The sequence below is a fragment of the Streptomyces sp. NPDC007157 genome (assembly GCF_040634235.1).
Lineage (GTDB): Bacteria > Actinomycetota > Actinomycetes > Streptomycetales > Streptomycetaceae > Streptomyces.
This window is the reverse complement of the sequence record NZ_JBEYFE010000009.1, coordinates 78,498-93,882: the sequence shown is the minus strand read 5'-3', so window position 1 is coordinate 93,882 and position 15,385 is coordinate 78,498. Positions and strand designations below refer to the sequence as shown.

The 15,385-nt window shown below is 72.1% G+C and carries 11 protein-coding genes; 3 read left to right on the top strand and 8 right to left on the bottom strand.

The window, feature by feature from the left end; all coding sequences use genetic code 11:
* Positions 1 to 20: 20 nt before the first annotated feature.
* The 3 genes from ABZ642_RS18520 to ABZ642_RS18510 form a co-directional block, all read right to left on the bottom strand.
* Positions 21 to 1,871, bottom strand: a complete 1,851-nt coding sequence (locus ABZ642_RS18520) for an acetolactate synthase large subunit (protein ID WP_360484621.1) — start codon at positions 1,869 to 1,871, stop codon at positions 21 to 23.
* A 243-nt stretch (positions 1,872 to 2,114) separates the two neighbouring features.
* Positions 2,115 to 5,153: an EAL domain-containing protein gene (locus tag ABZ642_RS18515; protein ID WP_360484618.1), complete on the bottom strand. Its 3,039-nt coding sequence runs from the start codon at positions 5,151 to 5,153 to the stop codon at positions 2,115 to 2,117.
* A 393-nt stretch (positions 5,154 to 5,546) separates the two neighbouring features.
* Positions 5,547 to 6,497, bottom strand: coding sequence for a 2-hydroxyacid dehydrogenase (locus ABZ642_RS18510; RefSeq protein WP_360484615.1), 951 nt, complete (start codon positions 6,495 to 6,497; stop codon positions 5,547 to 5,549).
* A 72-nt stretch (positions 6,498 to 6,569) separates the two neighbouring features.
* Here ABZ642_RS18510 and ABZ642_RS18505 point away from each other — a divergent pair, with 72 nt between their 5' ends.
* Both ABZ642_RS18505 and ABZ642_RS18500 read left to right on the top strand, forming a co-directional pair.
* Entirely contained in the window at positions 6,570 to 7,568 is a 999-nt protein-coding gene (locus ABZ642_RS18505; RefSeq protein ID WP_360484612.1) for an aldo/keto reductase, read from the top strand.
* A gap of 133 nt (positions 7,569 to 7,701) precedes the next feature.
* On the top strand, positions 7,702 to 8,880 hold the full coding sequence (locus ABZ642_RS18500; RefSeq protein ID WP_360484609.1) for a PQQ-dependent sugar dehydrogenase: 1,179 nt from the start codon (positions 7,702 to 7,704) through the stop codon (positions 8,878 to 8,880).
* Here ABZ642_RS18500 and ABZ642_RS18495 read toward each other — a convergent pair.
* From ABZ642_RS18495 to ABZ642_RS18475, 5 genes are all read right to left on the bottom strand, one after another.
* Positions 8,868 to 11,939, bottom strand: a complete 3,072-nt coding sequence (locus ABZ642_RS18495; RefSeq protein WP_360485180.1) for an AAA family ATPase — start codon at positions 11,937 to 11,939, stop codon at positions 8,868 to 8,870. The two genes, ABZ642_RS18500 and ABZ642_RS18495, sit on opposite strands and share 13 nt — an antisense overlap.
* Positions 11,940 to 12,232: 293 nt before the next feature.
* Positions 12,233 to 12,424, bottom strand: coding sequence for a hypothetical protein (locus ABZ642_RS18490; protein WP_360484606.1), 192 nt, complete (start codon positions 12,422 to 12,424; stop codon positions 12,233 to 12,235).
* Positions 12,425 to 12,621: 197 nt separating this feature from the next.
* Complete coding sequence (locus tag ABZ642_RS18485; RefSeq protein ID WP_360484603.1) at positions 12,622 to 13,248, bottom strand: hypothetical protein; 627 nt, start codon at positions 13,246 to 13,248, stop codon at positions 12,622 to 12,624.
* Between the two features lie 35 nt (positions 13,249 to 13,283).
* On the bottom strand, positions 13,284 to 13,859 hold the full coding sequence (locus ABZ642_RS18480; protein ID WP_360484600.1) for a GNAT family protein: 576 nt from the start codon (positions 13,857 to 13,859) through the stop codon (positions 13,284 to 13,286).
* Between the two features lie 144 nt (positions 13,860 to 14,003).
* Positions 14,004 to 14,369 carry a hypothetical protein gene (locus tag ABZ642_RS18475; RefSeq protein WP_360484597.1) on the bottom strand — a complete coding sequence of 122 codons (366 nt, stop codon included), beginning with the start codon at positions 14,367 to 14,369 and terminating at the stop codon, positions 14,004 to 14,006.
* 186 nt (positions 14,370 to 14,555) lie between these two features.
* Here ABZ642_RS18475 and ABZ642_RS18470 point away from each other — a divergent pair, with 186 nt between their 5' ends.
* A complete protein-coding gene (locus tag ABZ642_RS18470; RefSeq protein ID WP_360484594.1) occupies positions 14,556 to 15,353 on the top strand; it encodes a methyltransferase domain-containing protein in 798 nt (265 codons plus the stop codon).
* Positions 15,354 to 15,385: the final 32 nt, after the last annotated feature.

Below are 15,385 nucleotides of genomic sequence, written 5' to 3'. Positions count from 1 at the left end.
GTCTTCTACGTCTCTCTCGCTCAGTCGTCTTCGTTGTCGCCGAAGTCGGGGCGGACGTCCCGGGCGGCCATGATCTCGTCGTTGGAGGTGCCGGCGGCGACCATCGGCCACACCATCGCGTCCTCGTGGACGATGAAGTCGACGACGACCGGGCGGTCGTTGATGGAGTTGGCCTCTTCGATGACCTTGTCGAGGTCGTCCGGGGACTCGCAGCGGATCGCGTAGCAGCCCATGGCCTCCGACAGCTTCACGAAGTCGGGGACCCGGGTGCCGCGGGCGTCCGGGTTGACGTCGTCAGGACCCGAGTGCAGCACGGTGTTGGAGTACCGCTGGTTGTAGAAGAGGGTCTGCCACTGGCGGACCATCCCGAGGGCGCCGTTGTTGATGATGGCGACCTTGATCGGGATGTTGTTCAGGGCGCAGGTGGTCAGTTCCTGATTGGTCATCTGGAAGCAGCCGTCGCCGTCGATCGCCCAGACGGTCCGTCCGGGCTGTCCGGCCTTGGCGCCCATGGCGGCCGGGACGGCGTAGCCCATGGTTCCGGCGCCGCCGGAGTTCAGCCAGGTGGCGGGCTTCTCGTACTGCACGTAGTGCGCGGCCCACATCTGGTGCTGGCCGACGCCCGCCGCGAAGATCGTGCCCTCCGGAGCGAGCTGCCCGACGCGCTCGATGACCTGCTGCGGGGAGAGCGAGCCGTTGTCGGGCAGGTCATAGCCCAGCGGGTACGTCTCGCGCCAGCGGTTGAGGTCCTTCCACCAGGCGGTGTAGTCGCCCTGGTGGCCCTCGCTGTGCTCCTTCTGCACCGCCTGGATCAGGTCGGCGATGACCTCGCGGGCGTCCCCGACGATCGGCACGTCGGCGGCGCGGTTCTTGCCGATCTCCGCGGGGTCGATGTCGGCGTGGACGATCTTGGCGTGCGGGGCGAAGCTGTCCAGCTTGCCGGTGACGCGGTCGTCGAATCGGGTACCGAGGGCGACGATCAGGTCGGCCTTCTGCAGCGCGGTGACGGCGGTGACCGCACCGTGCATGCCCGGCATTCCCACGTGCAGCGGGTGGCTGTCGGGGAATGCGCCGAGCGCCATCAGGGTGGTGGTGACGGGCGCTCCGGTGAGTTCGGCGAGGACCTTCAGCTCGGCGGTGGCGCCGGCCTTGAGGACACCGCCGCCGACGTACAGGACGGGCCGCTTCGCGGAGGTGATCAGCTTGGCGCCCTCGCGGATCTGCTTGGCGTGCGGCTTGGTCACCGGGCGGTAGCCGGGCAGGTCCATGACCGGCGGCCAGGAGAAGGTGGTCTTCGCCTGGAGGGCGTCCTTGGCGATGTCGACCAGCACCGGGCCGGGACGGCCGGTGGAGGCGATGTGGAACGCCTGGGCGATGATCCGGGGGATGTCCTCGGCCTTCGTGACCAGGAAGTTGTGCTTGGTGATCGGCATGGTGATGCCGACGATGTCCGCCTCCTGGAAGGCGTCCGTGCCGATCGAGGAGGACGCGACCTGCCCGGTGATCGCCACGAGCGGCACCGAGTCCATGTGCGCGTCCGCGATCGGCGTCACCAGGTTGGTGGCACCCGGCCCCGAGGTGGCCATGCAGACGCCGACCTTCCCGGTGGCCTGCGCGTAGCCGGTGGCCGCGTGACCGGCGCCCTGCTCGTGCCGGCACAGGACGTGACGCACCCGGGTGGAGTCCATCAGCGGGTCGTAGGCCGGCAGGATCGCGCCGCCGGGGATACCGAATACCGTGTCAGCGCCGACCTCCTCGAGGGAGCGGATGAGGGACTTCGCACCCGTGACGTGCTCGACGGGCGCGGACTGCTGTCCTCCGGAACGGGGCCGCGGCTGCGGATGGTGGGCCCCCGGGGCCTGCTCGGTCATCGGCATTCTCTTCTCGATGCTGAGGGTTTTTGCGAGGTTCGTACGGATTTCTGCCGCCGTACGTCTGGTGCTGGTGCAACAAAAAACCCCTCGTGCCAAAAGGCAAGCGAGGGGAGCGCGCCGGTGTGGTCGCTGGGGTTTCCGGATCGTTCTCCGGTGGGTCCCAGCTCAGCCGACGCGCTGTCCAAGTACGAGAATTCGGGTGCGCATGGAACTGACCCTCCCTCTGACGCGCACCACGTGTCAAGTGGGTGGGACGGGAGTCTCATTATGTGAGCGAAGGGCACTGCCGCCTCCGAACCCTGCGGTCACCCCACCGGCGACCGCGGGCACACCACCGGTGTACACCCCCGCGCCCCTCTCCATGGCCCGTTCTCCTGCGGCGGCGCCCGCGAACGCCGGCTCGGCCGGTGCGTGCGGCAGCGGATAGTGGCCGGATCCGAGGGCCCGGCGCAGCCGGTACTCGTCCACCGGGCCGGAGAAGGCCATACCCATCCCGTGCGTGCACCCCATCGTGCGCAGCGCCGTGACCTGCTCGGGCAGGTCCACGCCCTCGGCCACCGACTGGAGCCCGAGATCGCCGGCGATCCGCAGCAGCCCGCTGGTGATCTTGTGCAGCCGGGGCGACTCGACGACCCCCTCGACCAGACTCCGGTCGAGCTTGAGCATGTCGACGGGGAGCTTCCGCAGGGCGGTGATCGCCGCGTAGCCGCTGCCGAAGCCGTCCAGCGCGATCCGCACCCCGTGCCGGCTGAGCGCGGTCAGGCGCCGCTCCAGTTCGTCCAGCGGAATCCTGGGGTCGGTGTCGGACAGCTCCAGGACCAGCGCCCCCGAGGGCAGCCCGTGCCGGGTCAGCAGGGCCTCCACGGAGCCGAGCGGCGAGGACCGGTCGAGCAGCCGCCGGGCACACGTCCGGACGGCGACCGGCACCACGAGCCCGTTGGCGGCCCGCTCGGCGGCCTGTTCGACCGCCTCCTGGAGGATCCAGCGGTCCAGCTCGGAGGTCTTGTCGCTGTCCTCGGCCACCCGCAGGAACTCGGCGGGCGTGAACAGCACCCCCTGGGAGGAGCGCCAGCGCGCCTGCGCGGAGACCGAGTCGATCCGGCCGCTCTCCAGGCACACCACGGGCTGGTGCAGCAGCGCGAACTCGCCGTCGTGCAGCGCCGCCCGCAGCCGGGTGGCCAGTTCCGCCTTGCGTACGACGTCCTGCTGCATCTGCGGCTTGTACAGCTCGACGCGGCCCTTGCCGGCCGACTTGGCGCGGTACATCGCCAGGTCGGCGTTGCGCAGCAACTCCCCGGCGCCGAGACCCGGTTCGGCGAAGGCGACCCCGATGGACGCGTTGACACGGACATCGTTGCCGTCAATGGCGTAGGGCTGCGAGAGGGTCGTCCTGAGGCGGTCGGCGAGCTCCAGGATGTGCCGCTCCCGGGCACTGCGGTCACGGGTGCCGTCTCCGACGATCAGCGCCGCGAACTCGTCGCCGCCCAGCCGGGAGGCGGTGTCGCCGTGACGGACCGCGTCCTGGAGCCGGCGCGCGGCCTGGACGAGGAGTTCGTCGCCGGCCTGGTGCCCGATGGTGTCGTTGACGGCCTTGAACCCGTCCAGGTCGATGAAGAGCACGGCCGTGTTCCGCAGGGCGGGGCCCCGGTCGGAGGAACGGCGGCCGGACAGGGCCTGCTGCACCCGCCGGGTGAACAGGGCGCGGTTGGGCAGGTCGGTGAGCGGGTCGTGCTCGGCGTTGTGCTGGAGCTGCGCCTGCAGCCGCACTCTCTCGGTCACGTCCCGGCTGTTGAAGATGAGGCCGCCGTGGTGCCGGTTGACGGTGGACTCGACGTTGAGCCAGCCGCCGTCGCCGGACCGGAAACGGCACTCGATACGGGTGGTGGCCTCCTCCAGGGGGCCGGTGGCGAGGAAGCGGCGCACCTCGTGCACCACGCAGCCCAGGTCCTCCGGGTGGATGAGGTTGCCCAGTTCGGAGCCGACCAGCTCCTCGGCGGGCCGTCCGTAGACCCCGGCGGCGGCCGGTGAGACGTACCGGAGGATGCCGTTGGGTGCGGCGATCATGATGACGTCGCTGGAGCCCTGCACCAGGGAGCGGAAGTGGTTCTCCTGATGCGCCAGTTCCTGGGTGAGGGTGATGTTGTCGAGCAGCATGATGCCCTGGCGGACCACGAGCGCGAGGACCACACAGCCGGCGGTGATCAGGACGACATGGTCCGGGCTGCGGCCGTTGAGCACGTTGTAGAGGATGCCCAGCGTGCACACGGCGGCGGCCAGGTACGGGGTGAGCGCGGCCAGCGAGCCGGCCAGGGGGCGCCCCGCCGGGTACCGGGTGTGCTCGCCCCCCGGGGCGGACGCCTGCCTGGGCACCGTGGCCCGTCCGCCGGGCACGTGCTCGTGGACCACGCGGGTGTGCCCCTCGGGCTCCCCCGTCTGCCGTGGCGCGGCCCAGGGGGCGTACGCCAGCAGCAGCGAGCCGGCGAACCAGCCCGCGTCCAGCAGCTGGCCGGAGCGGTAACTGCTGTGCAGCAGCGGCGAGGTGAACAGGGCGTCGCACATCACGGTCAGGGCGAGCGCGCCGATCGCGGTGTTCACCGCGGTGCGGTTGCCCGGCGAGCGCCGGAAGTGCAGCGCGAGCACCATGCTGACCAAGGCGATGTCCAGCAGCGGGTAGGCCAGCGAGAGCGCGGTGTGCGCGACGCTGGGCCCGTCGAGCCGGGCGGCCTGGGCGAGCGCGAGGCTCCACGACAGGGTGAGCAGCGAGCCGCCGATCAGCCAGGCGTCCAGCCCCAGGCAGATCCAGCCGGCCCTGGTCATCGGCCGCTTGGCCAGGACCAGCAGACCGACGATGGCGGGCGGCGCGAAGCACAGGAAGAACAGGTCGGCGTAGCTGGGGCTGGGCACGGGCCGCTGGAGCACGACCTCGTACCACCCCCAGACCGCGTTGCCCAGGGCCGCCATCGCCGAGGAGAGGGCGAACAGCAGCCACGCGGGTCGAAAGCGGACCCGCGGGGAGCGCGCGTACCAGAAGCACGACACGGCGGCGGTGCCGGCGGCCGCGGTCAGGCCGAAGTCGCCCATGAACAGGGCGATTTGGTTCGAGCCCCAGTCGAACGCGGAACCGACGGCGTATCCCGCGCAGATCAGGGCCAGGACGAGTTGGCGGACCACGCCGGTCCCGCAGCCGGTGGCCGGCGGCCGGGAGTTCGGCATTCCCGCCGGAGGCTGGGCCCGCAGCGCTCCGGGGAGGGCGGTCGGCACAGGCGTCGGCGCTGTCACCGGATGCTCCCGGTCCGCGTCGCGCCCGGGTCCCGGTGCGCTGGGTGAGCGTGCCTCTTGCGTCCGCCGTGGCTGCGGTGGTGGTGATGGCTGGTGTGGTGGCCGCGTCTGCGCGCAGCTGTGCGCCAGGGTCGCCGCCGGCGGCTCCGCCGCGTCGGATCGTTCGTCCATAGGCCGTGCATCGCCCGTCGCCCCCCTCACAAATCTGAAATGTCCATCCCCGGCGCCGAACGGTGCGCGGCGCAGCCCCTGTCGGGACGATACACCAGTCTCGTCACTCAGGGACATAGCTTCTCTACGCTCCGTGACGACCAGCGGCTATACGCGTACCCACCGCGCCCGGAAGGTCGCGGACCGTACCGGAAGCGGATTACACGCGTGTTGCTTCGATTGTCAGTTGTCGGTGGATCCCGTCGTAAGGATCACGTTTCGCAACGGCTCCCGGTTCACGAAGCGGTTCAACTGGTCGGTGACGAGCCGCTTGGCGCGCGGCAGGAAGGCCGAGGTGGGGCCGCCGACGTGAGGGCTGATCAGCACGCCGGGCGCCTGCCACAAGGGATGTCCGGCCGGCAGCGGCTCGGGATCGGTGACGTCCAGGGCGGCGGTGAGGCGGCCGCTCTCCAACTCGGCGAGGAGCGCCTTGGTGTCCACGATGGGCCCGCGCGCGATGTTCACGAGCAGTGCGCCGTCCTTCATCCGCGCGAGGAACTCCGCGTTGACCAGGCCACGCGTGGTGTCCGTGAGCGGTGTGGCGAGGATGACGACATCGGCTTCCGGAAGCAGTTGCGGCAGTTCGGTGAGCGGATGCACGGGACCGCGCGCCGAGGCGCGCCCGGAGCGCGCGACGCGCGCCACCCGCGCAACCTCGAACGGCACGAGCCGGTCCTCGATGGCCGAACCGATGGCGCCGTAACCGACGATGAGGACGCTCTTGTCGGCGAGGGCGGGGTGGAAGCCGCCCTCCCAGTGCCCCTGCTGCTGGGCCCGCACGAACCCCGGGACACCGCGCAGGGACGCCAGGGTCAGGGTGAGCGCGAGCTCGGCGGTGCTCGCCTCGTGCACCCCGCGCGCGTTGCACAGCGGCACGCCGGGGACGATGAGGGCGCGGGCCGCGATCATGTCGTCGACACCGGCTGTGAGGGTCTGGATGAGGCGCAGGTTGCGCATCTCCGGCAGCGGCCGCGCTCGCACCTGCTGCGGCCTCGTGTAGGGAACGACATACACGGCGCAGTCGGCGGGATCACCGGGAAAGTCCTGGTCCCCGTCCCAGAAGAGGTAGTTGAGCCCGTCGGGGAGCTCCTGGAACTCCTTCAGCGGGATGGGGAGCCATGCGTCTTGGGTCATGCCAGGAGGCTATGTCAGGGAGTGCGCGCGCAGAGGTTAGGTTGGGGGCTCTAGAAGGAGGTTCACGAGCTGGTGGAGCGCAGGACGATCGGCGCGGGGGCGCTCGCGGTGGGGGCCGTCGGACTCGGGTGCATGCCGATGAGCTGGGCCTACAGCGGGTCGCGGCAGCGTGGTGACGAGTCGGTGAGGGCGGTGCACCGGGCGCTGGACGTGGGTGTGACCCTGCTGGACACCGCTGACATGTACGGCCCGTTCACCAATGAGCTGCTGCTGGGGCGGGTGCTCAAGGAGCGGCGGGCCGAGGCCTTCGTGTCGACCAAGGTGGGTCTGCTGGTCGGCGACCAGCACATCGTGGCGAATGGCCGGCCCGGCTATGTGAAGCGCGCCTGCGACGCGTCCCTGCGGCGGCTGCAGACCGACGTCATCGACCTCTACCAACTGCACCGCGCCGATCCCGAGGTCCCCGTCGAGGAGACCTGGGGCGCGATGGCAGAGCTGGTGCAGGCGGGGAAGGTGCGCGCGCTGGGGCTGTGCGCCCTGGGGGCGCGCGGGGGGCGCAGGTCCGGCGCGCGGTTGCACGACGCGACCCTGCGTCAGTTGCAGCGGGTGCAGCAGGTGTTTCCGGTGAGCGCGGTACAGGCGGAGCTGTCGGTGTGGTCGCCGGAGGCGCTGGAGGCGCTGCTGCCGTGGTGCGAGGCGCGGGGTGTGGGTTTCCTGGCGGCGATGCCGCTGGGCAACGGCTTCCTCACCGGCACGCTCACGCCGGGCGAGGGCTTCGAACCGGACGACGTGCGGGCGCGGCACCCTCGCTTCACGGCGGAGATGATGGCGGCCAACCAGCCGATCGTGGCAGGGCTGCGGCGGGTCGCCCGGCGGCACGGGGAGGAGGTCACCGCGGCTCAGGTGGCGCTGGCGTGGGTGCTGTCGCGGGGGCGGCATGTGGTTCCGGTGCCGGGGACCAAGCGGGGGCGGTGGGCGGCGGAGAACGCGGGGGCGGTGGATGTGCGGCTGACCGCGGGGGATCTGGGGGAGCTGGGCGGGCTGCCTGCCGCGCAGGGCTCTTGGGACTAGCGATGCCATGGCCGTGATCGGCCGGTGGTTCACTGCCGCGCCGTTGTGGCTGGTCGCGCAGTTCCCCGCGCCCCTGACGGGGCGCTGTACTAGCGTCGGTAGGAGGAGCCGGGGGGGCCGTCTCGAAGGGACCATGATCGTGCGACGTCGTGCTGTGCCGGCCGTGTTGGCCGTGGCCGGACTCCTGCTGGTGGCGGGGTGTTCCTCAGGGGGCGGCGGTGAGGATCTGCCCGCGCCGTCCTGGGCCGGGGGGTCGTCGACGGGTTCCGACGGTTCCTCCGCGTCCGCCGGGGCGAGCGAGTCGGCCGCGCCCGCGACGGGGTCGGTGAAGGTGGTGCGCACGGTCGCCGAGGGACTGAAGTCGCCGTGGGGGCTCGCGCCGCTGCCGGACGGGTCCGGACTGCTCGTCTCCGACCGTGACGACGGGACGATCAGCAAGGTCGACCAGAAGACCGGGAGGAAGACGGAACTGGGCGCCGTCTCCGGGGTGTCCGCGGCCGGGGAGGGCGGTCTGCTGGGCATCGCGCTCTCCCCCGACTTCGCCTCGGACCACATGATCTACGCGTACTTCACCTCGGCCTCCGACAACCGCGTCGTGCGCATGCTCTGGGACCGGAGCAAACCGGCCGGGGAGCAGCTGGGCGCCCCCGACACGATCTTCAAGGGCATCCCCAAGGGGTTCATCCACAACGGCGGCCGGATCGCCTTCGGCCCGGACGGCATGCTCTACGCCGGCACCGGGGAGAGCGGGCAGCGGGGTCTCGCCCAGGACAAGGACTCCCTCGGCGGCAAGATCCTGCGGCTCACCCCGGAGGGCGACCCGGCCCCCGGCAACCCGTTCCCCGGCTCCCCGGTCTACACCTACGGCCACCGCAATGTGCAGGGCCTGGCCTGGGACGACCACCAGCGGCTGTTCGCCTCGGAGTTCGGCCAGGACACCTGGGACGAACTGAACGCCATCAAGCCCGGCGGCGACTACGGCTGGCCGGACGCGGAGGGCCGGTCCTCCGACGCCAAGTACGTGAACCCGATCGCCCAGTGGCACACCGACGACGCCTCCCCCAGCGGCATCGCCTACGTCGACGGGGTGATCTGGATGGCCGGCCTCAAGGGCGGCCGGTTGTGGCGCATCCCGCTGAAGGGCACCGTCGCGGGCGCCGAACCGCAGGCCTTCCTCAAGGGTGAGTACGGCCGGCTGCGCACGGTCGTCGCGGCGGGCGGCGACAAGGTGTGGCTGGTGACCAGCAACACCGACGGGCGTGGCCGCCCGAAGTCGGGTGACGACCGGATCCTGGAGCTTCAGGTGCGCTGACCGGCGGTGGCCGTGCGGTCCGTGTGGCCGGTGCGGTCGGCGCGTTCCGGCGGGAACAGTTCCAGGCGGTGGGCCACCGCGGCGGCCTCTCCCCTCCCGGAGACGCCGAGCTTGCCCAGGATGTTGGAGACGTGGACGCTGGCGGTCTTCGGGGAGATGAAGAGCTCCTCGGCTATCTGCCGGTTGGTACGGCCCGCCGAGACCAGCCGCAGGACGTCCCGTTCCCGGTTGGTGAGGCCGAGGCTCTCGGCGGGGTCCAGGGCCCGGCGCGGGGTGCCGGAGGTGAGGCTGAGACGGGCGCGCTGGGCGAGCAGGGCGACGGCCTCGGCGAGCGGGCGGGCGCCCAGGTGGCCGGCGACCGCCCCGGCCAGCCGGAGCAGTTCCGTCGCCCGGTCGCGTCCGTCGTCGCCGGACGCCTCTTCGAGCAGCACCTGGGCGAGGCGGCGACGGACCCGGGCGAGGTCGTAGGGCCGGTCCAGGCGCTCGAAGTCGGTGACCACGTCGGACCAGAGCGCGGCGGTGTCGGTGCCCCGGGCGCGGTGCAGTTCGGCCCGGGTCCAGCGTTCGTACGCCAGCCACAGGGGCGCACCGGTGGTGAGCTTGCGGACGGCCTCGGTGAGCCGGTCGAGGAACTCGGCGCGGCCGTCGGCCACCGCGGGCAGGGCGCGGGCGTCGGCCTCCGCGGCGGCGGCGGCCAGCAGCAGGGGCCAGCCGTAGCGCTGGGTGCCCGGCGGGAAGCCGCGGTCCAGGGCGCGGTCCAGCTCGGCGCGGGCGTCGAGGAGCCGGCCCTCCTCGGCGGCGACGCCGACGGCGATCCGGGCGACGGGCAGCAGCGCCTGTGGCATCGGGTCGTGGGTGCCGTAGTGCTCGTGGGCGACGGCGAGTTGGCGGGCGGCCTCGGCGGCATCTCCACGGGCGAGGGCGATCTTGGCGAGGCGCAGGGCGCCGGCGCCCCGGGGCTTGGCGCTGGCCGCGGAGCCGAGGGCGCCCGCCGCGGCCTCGGCGGCCTCGTCCCACTGGCCGAGCGCGTACAGCGAGTCGGAGAGGTTGCCCCAGATCCACACCTCGGAGTCCAGCAGGCCGTACCTGCGGGCGAAGACAAGGCCCTCCCGCAGGATGGGCACCGCCTCCCCGCTGCGGCCGACCGAGTCCAGTTCGGAGGGCAGGTTCACATAGGCGCGGCCCGCGACATTGGCCGCGCCCTCGCGCAGGGCGGTCTCCTTGACCTGGCGCAGTTCCGCCATCCCGTTCTCGAGGTCACCCGCGTCGACCATGAGGCAGCCCAGGGTGATGCGGGCGTTGAGCTCGATCTCCCGGGCGCCCACCATCCGCGCGTACTCCACGGCCCGTTCGGCGGCGGCGAAGGCCTCGGGGCCGGGTTCGTGGAGCATGCTCCAGTTGGCGACGTTGGCCAGCACATCGGCGTGCACCTCCGAGGGCGGCAGGCCGCGCACCAGGTCCTGGGCGGTGCCGAGTTCCTGCCAGCCGTCGCCCCGGGCCAGGTCCTGGACCAGCCGGGAGCGCTGCACCCAGAACCAGGCCGCGCGCAGGGGGTCCCCCTCGTCCTCGACCATCCGCAGCGCCCTCTTGGTGATCTTCAGGGCGCGTTCGCGTTCCCCGCAGAAGCGGCCCGCGACCGCGGCCTCCGCCATCAGGTCGAGATAGCGCAGCGGTGTGGTGGCCGGATCGCAGCCGCAGGGAGGGTAGACGTCGGTGTAGTCGACGGGGCGCAGGGCGGCTCGGATCTCCTCGGGAGCGGGGTCCCACAGCTCCATCGCCCGCTCCAGGAGCCGCAGTTGCTCGCTGTAGGCGTGCCGGCGGCGGGCCACGACGGAGGCGTGCAGGACGGCGGGCAGCGCCTTGGCCGGGTCGTGGGCCTGGTACCAGTAGCTGGCCAGGCGGGTCACGCGCGCTTCGGCCGGCACCAGCCCGGGGTCCGACTCCAGGGCCTCGGCGTAGCGCCGGTTGATCCGGGAGCGTTCGCCGGGGAGCAGGTCGTCGGCGACGGCCTCGCGGACCAGGGAGTGCCGGAAGCGGTAGCCGTCGCCGCCGGGCGTGGCGGTGAGGATGTTGGCGCCGACGGCCGCCCGCAGCGCCTCGATGAGGTCGTCCTCGGCGAGCTGGGCGACGGCGTCGAGGAGCCGGTACTCGACGGTGGAGCCGCCCTCGGCGACGATCCGGGCGACCCGCTGGGCGCTCTCGGACAGCGCCTCGACCCGCACGAGCAGCAGGTCGCGCAGGGAGTCGGTGAGCCCGGTGCAGCAGCCCTCGGCCCAGGCGACGGCGAGTTCCTCGACGAAGAAGGCGTTGCCGTCGGAACGCTCGAAGATCTCGTCGACCTGGGCGGGGTCGGGTTCGGTGGCGAGGATGCCGGCCATCTGACGGCCGACCTCCTCCCGGTTGAACCGGGCCAGTTCGATACGGCGGACGGTGCGCAGCCGGTCGAGTTCGGCGAGGAGCGGGCGCATCGGGTGGCGGCGGTGGATGTCGTCGGAGCGGTACGTGGCGAGGACGACGAGCCGCCCGGTGCGCAGGGTGCGCAGCAGATAGGAGAGGAGGTGGCGGGTGGAGGCGTCGGCCCAGTGCAGGTCCTCCAGGGCGACGACCACCGTGCGCTCGGCGGCCACCCGTTCCAGCAGCCGTGCGGTGAGTTCGAAGAGGCGGGCCATGCCCTGCTCGTCGTGGCGGCCGGCCGAGGCCTCGCCGAACTCGGGCAGCAGCCGGGCCAGTTCGTCCTCCTGCCCGGCGGCGGCCGCGGCCAGTTCGTCGGGCAGCGCGGCCCGCAGCGCGCGCAGCGCGGTGGAGAAGGGGGCGAACGGAAGCCCGTCGGCGCCGATCTCCACGCAGCCGCCGAGCGCGACGACCGCGCCCCGGCGGCAGGCGGCCGCGGCGAACTCCTCGACCAGCCGGGTCTTGCCGACCCCGGCCTCACCGCCGAGCAGCAGCGCCTGCGGCTCGGCGGCCTCGGCACGGGCCAGCGCCTCGGTCAGCGTCCCCAGCTCGTCGCTGCGGCCTACGAACACGGGACTCACGGACCTGGTTTCCACAGGCCAGAGCATCGCATGCGCCTCGGAGCGGACGGCACCGGTTTTCCACAACTCCGGTCCGCTTGTCATACGACCCGCCGGTGTGGCCGGCAGCGTGCGATCCGACAGCAGTCCCGCAGACCGGTGGCCGACCCCCGTACGGCCACCGGTCTCCGTGTTACCGGCCGCCGTGTCCTTGGCGACCGTTTCCTCGGCTGTCTTTTCCTCGGCCGCCGTGTCCTCGGCCGCCGTGTCCTTGGCGACCGTGTTCCCGGCCGCCGTTTCCTCGGCCGCCGGGCGGCGGTCGGTGCCGCCCGGCCCCCTGTTCACACCGTGCCCGGGAGCCCGCGTCGGCCGCGGCGGACGGTATGGACCTCCTCCGGCACGGCGGCCTGGCGGGCCGCCTGCTCGCGGCGCGCGGCCCGGCGGGAGCGGACGGCCTCGCGGACCAGACGGGCGTCGGCGGCCTGGCGGCGCAGTTCGGCGGCACGGACCTGGTGGAGTTCGAACTCGAACATGGTGTTTCCCCTGTGAGAGACGGTGGTTGGGCTTCGCTTCTCGCGATGCCTCCACTGTCGTCTCCCCCGGGGGTGCGCCACATCGGGAGAGTTCCGCATCTTCGGACGGCCGCCGGACCCCGGACACGCATAAGGGGCCTCAGGTCGTCCATAAGGTGCTTACGGACGTCCTAAGGCCCCTTCCGAACTGGGCCGTCTCAGCTGGTCGAGGGCAGTCCGAGGAGCGCGTCGGAGTACTTGAGGACGGCCAGCAGCAGGCCGATGACGCCGAGCGCGACACCCGCCCAGGCGACCGACTTGATCCACGGCGCCTGCGGCCTGCCGGGGACACCGAAGGCGGGCCGGGCGAGCACCACGACGCCGGTGATCAGCGCCACCAGCGCGAACGCGCCGGCCCACAGCGCGGTGGTCTGCCAGGCATCGCCGTAGACCTCCTTGACCTGCGTGGCGACGCTCGCGGACGACGAGGTCTGGAGCTGGCCGATGAGGGTCTCGCGGGCGGCGGCCACCGTACCGATCCAGCCACCCGTGAGGGAGACCAGGCCGAGCACGACGGAGACGACGGCGGCGGCGCCCTGGCCGACCCCGGACGGGCCCTCGGCCAGGTCCCCGGCAAGGTCGGCGTCGTCCTCCAGGTCCTCCGCGTCGAGGTCGGCGTCCGTGCCGTCGGCGGCCTCGGTCCCGGCGGCCGCCGCCTCCGGCTCGGCCCCGGTCCCGGACTCCGTCACGTCGTCGGCGCTCTTGGTGACGCTCACCTTCTCCTCGTCGGTCGTGGCCTCGGCGCCCGTCTCGGCACCGGTCTCGTCAGCTGTCTTGGTTCCCATGTCCGGCACCGTACGGATCCTGTCTGAGAGGCGTCTTAATGATCGTTCTGTACGGCACGCGCGCGTGCTTCACGCCATTCCGGGGCGAGGATCGACCACACCTCCAGGTCGTGCCGTAGGCCACCATAGGGGTGCGCCTGGCGGCGTACGCCATCGCGGGTCATCCCCAGCCGCCGGGCCACGTTCAGGCTGGGCTCGTTGCCCGAGGCGGCGACCCACTCGATCCGGTGGATACCGCGCCGCTCGACCGCGAAGTCGACCAGTACCCGCATCGCGCGCGTGACGAGTCCGCGCCCGGTGCCGGCCGGCTCCAGCCAGCAGCCGACCTCGCAGTTCCCCTGCTCCGCGTCGAAGTTCAGGAAGAGCACCCCGCCGACGAGCGTGCCCCCGAGCCACAGGCCGTGCAGCGAGCCGGTGTCGGCGGCGCGCAGGTCGGCGTACCGCTGGAGCATCGCCCGCGCGGAGGGCACGTCCGTCTCCCTGGAACCGAAGGAGATGAACTGTCCGATGAACTCCCGCCCGCGTTCCAGGTGGGCCAGGAACTCCTCGGCATGCCAGGGCTCCAGCGGACGCAGTTCGGCGCCGTCGTCACCCAGGGATATCGCGTACATCGTGCTTCTCCAGTTCCACCACGTCTTCGACCGGCACGTCGAGCCTCTCATGCGCGGCGCGGCACTCGGACGGCCCGATGCCGGTCCGGGGCGGCCGGCGGTCCGGTGTGCGCGGCAGCCACCGGTCCGGCCCCGGCCGGTACGTCAGTCGAACTGGTCGCCGAGAGCCATGACCATGACTCCCAGGATCATCAGCCACAGGGCTCTGCGGGTGCGGCCCCGGGCCCCGAGCACCCCGGCGGCCACACACACGGTGGAGCCCGCCGCATAGGCGGCCGGCACCAGCGCGGGCACGCCGCCGCCCAGCCTCATCAGGGAGGCGGTCAGGCCCATCACGGTCAGCAGGGCACCGGTCACGGTGGCGGTCCAGCGGGCCCGACGGGCGTCCTCGTAGGGATCCTCCTCGTCGTCCGCGGCCTCCACCTCGTCGTCTGCGGCCTCCTCCTCGTCGTCCGCGGCCTCCACCTCGGTCGTCTCGGGTTCGGTGTCGGATTCCGGGTGTCCGGTCATGGCGGGCGAGCGTAGTGCCCGCACCTGAGGAAACCTGCTGCGAACGATGTCGACAACTGCTAGCTTCCGCTGGTCAGCCTCGATCGGCCCCTCGCCGACGACCGAAGCGGGTGCATTGTTTGAAGGTCCGAATGAGCTCCTACGCATCGCCTTCCACTACGAAGATCACAAGGAGCCCGTTCACCCATGTCCGACACCAGGACCGGGGGCGACCGCCTCACTGACCGCCTGACCCACCCCCGTTACCCGCTCAGCAACACCTACGACCCCCGCTGGGTGGTCGACAACCAGATGGGCCCGCACGCCCTGTGGCTGCTGGAATGGCTGGCCCCCGCCCTCGGGCTGGACGCCCTGCGCCCCTGCGCGCGCGTGCTCGACCTCGGCTGCGGCCGGGCGATGACGTCGGTCTTCCTGGCCCGGGAGTTCCATGCCCAGGTCACCGCCGCCGACCTCTGGATCAAGGCCGACGACAACGCCCGGCGCATCGCGGAGGCCGGGTTCGCCGACCGGGTGCAGCCCGTGCACGCCGAGGCGCACGACCTGCCGTTCGCCGAGGGCGGCTTCGACGCGATCGTGAGCATCGACGCCTACCAGTACTTCGGCACTGACGACCTCTACCTCCCGACCGTCGCCCGCCTGTTGCGGCCCGGTGGCCGGATCGGTGTGGTCGTACCGGCGCTGCGGGAGGAACCCGCGGGGGTCGAGCCGCCGGAGCACCTCAGGCCCTGGTGGGAGCCCGACTACTGGTGCTTCCACTCGGCCGACTGGTGGCGCCGGCACTGGACCCGCAGCGGGGCGGTCGAGGTCGAGACCGCCGACTGGCAGCCGGACGGCTGGCGGGACTGGCTGCTGTGGTGCGAGGTGGTCGCCGAGGAGAGCCCGGAGGAGTTCCACCGCACGATGGCCCGCAAGGTCGCCGAGATGGTCCGCGCCGACGAGGGCCGTGCCCTGGGATTCGTCCGCGTGGTCGCGCGCCGCAAGTAGCCGTACGGCCCCGAAGGCATCGCCTCCGGGGC

Excerpts from the sequence above, each read along its gene's own strand:
- ABZ642_RS18500 (WP_360484609.1), top strand. The coding sequence starts at position 7,702 with ATGATCGTGCGACGTCGTGCTGTGCCGGCCGTGTTGGCCGTGGCCGGA.
- ABZ642_RS18480 (WP_360484600.1), bottom strand. The coding sequence starts at position 13,859 with ATGTACGCGATATCCCTGGGTGACGACGGCGCCGAACTGCGTCCGCTG.
- ABZ642_RS18490 (WP_360484606.1), bottom strand. The coding sequence starts at position 12,424 with ATGTTCGAGTTCGAACTCCACCAGGTCCGTGCCGCCGAACTGCGCCGC.
- ABZ642_RS18510 (WP_360484615.1), bottom strand. The coding sequence starts at position 6,497 with ATGACCCAAGACGCATGGCTCCCCATCCCGCTGAAGGAGTTCCAGGAG.
- ABZ642_RS18495 (WP_360485180.1), bottom strand. The coding sequence starts at position 11,939 with ATGCTCTGGCCTGTGGAAACCAGGTCCGTGAGTCCCGTGTTCGTAGGC.
- ABZ642_RS18470 (WP_360484594.1), top strand. The coding sequence starts at position 14,556 with ATGTCCGACACCAGGACCGGGGGCGACCGCCTCACTGACCGCCTGACC.
- ABZ642_RS18485 (WP_360484603.1), bottom strand. The coding sequence starts at position 13,248 with ATGGGAACCAAGACAGCTGACGAGACCGGTGCCGAGACGGGCGCCGAG.
- ABZ642_RS18475 (WP_360484597.1), bottom strand. The coding sequence starts at position 14,369 with ATGACCGGACACCCGGAATCCGACACCGAACCCGAGACGACCGAGGTG.
- ABZ642_RS18520 (WP_360484621.1), bottom strand. The coding sequence starts at position 1,871 with ATGACCGAGCAGGCCCCGGGGGCCCACCATCCGCAGCCGCGGCCCCGT.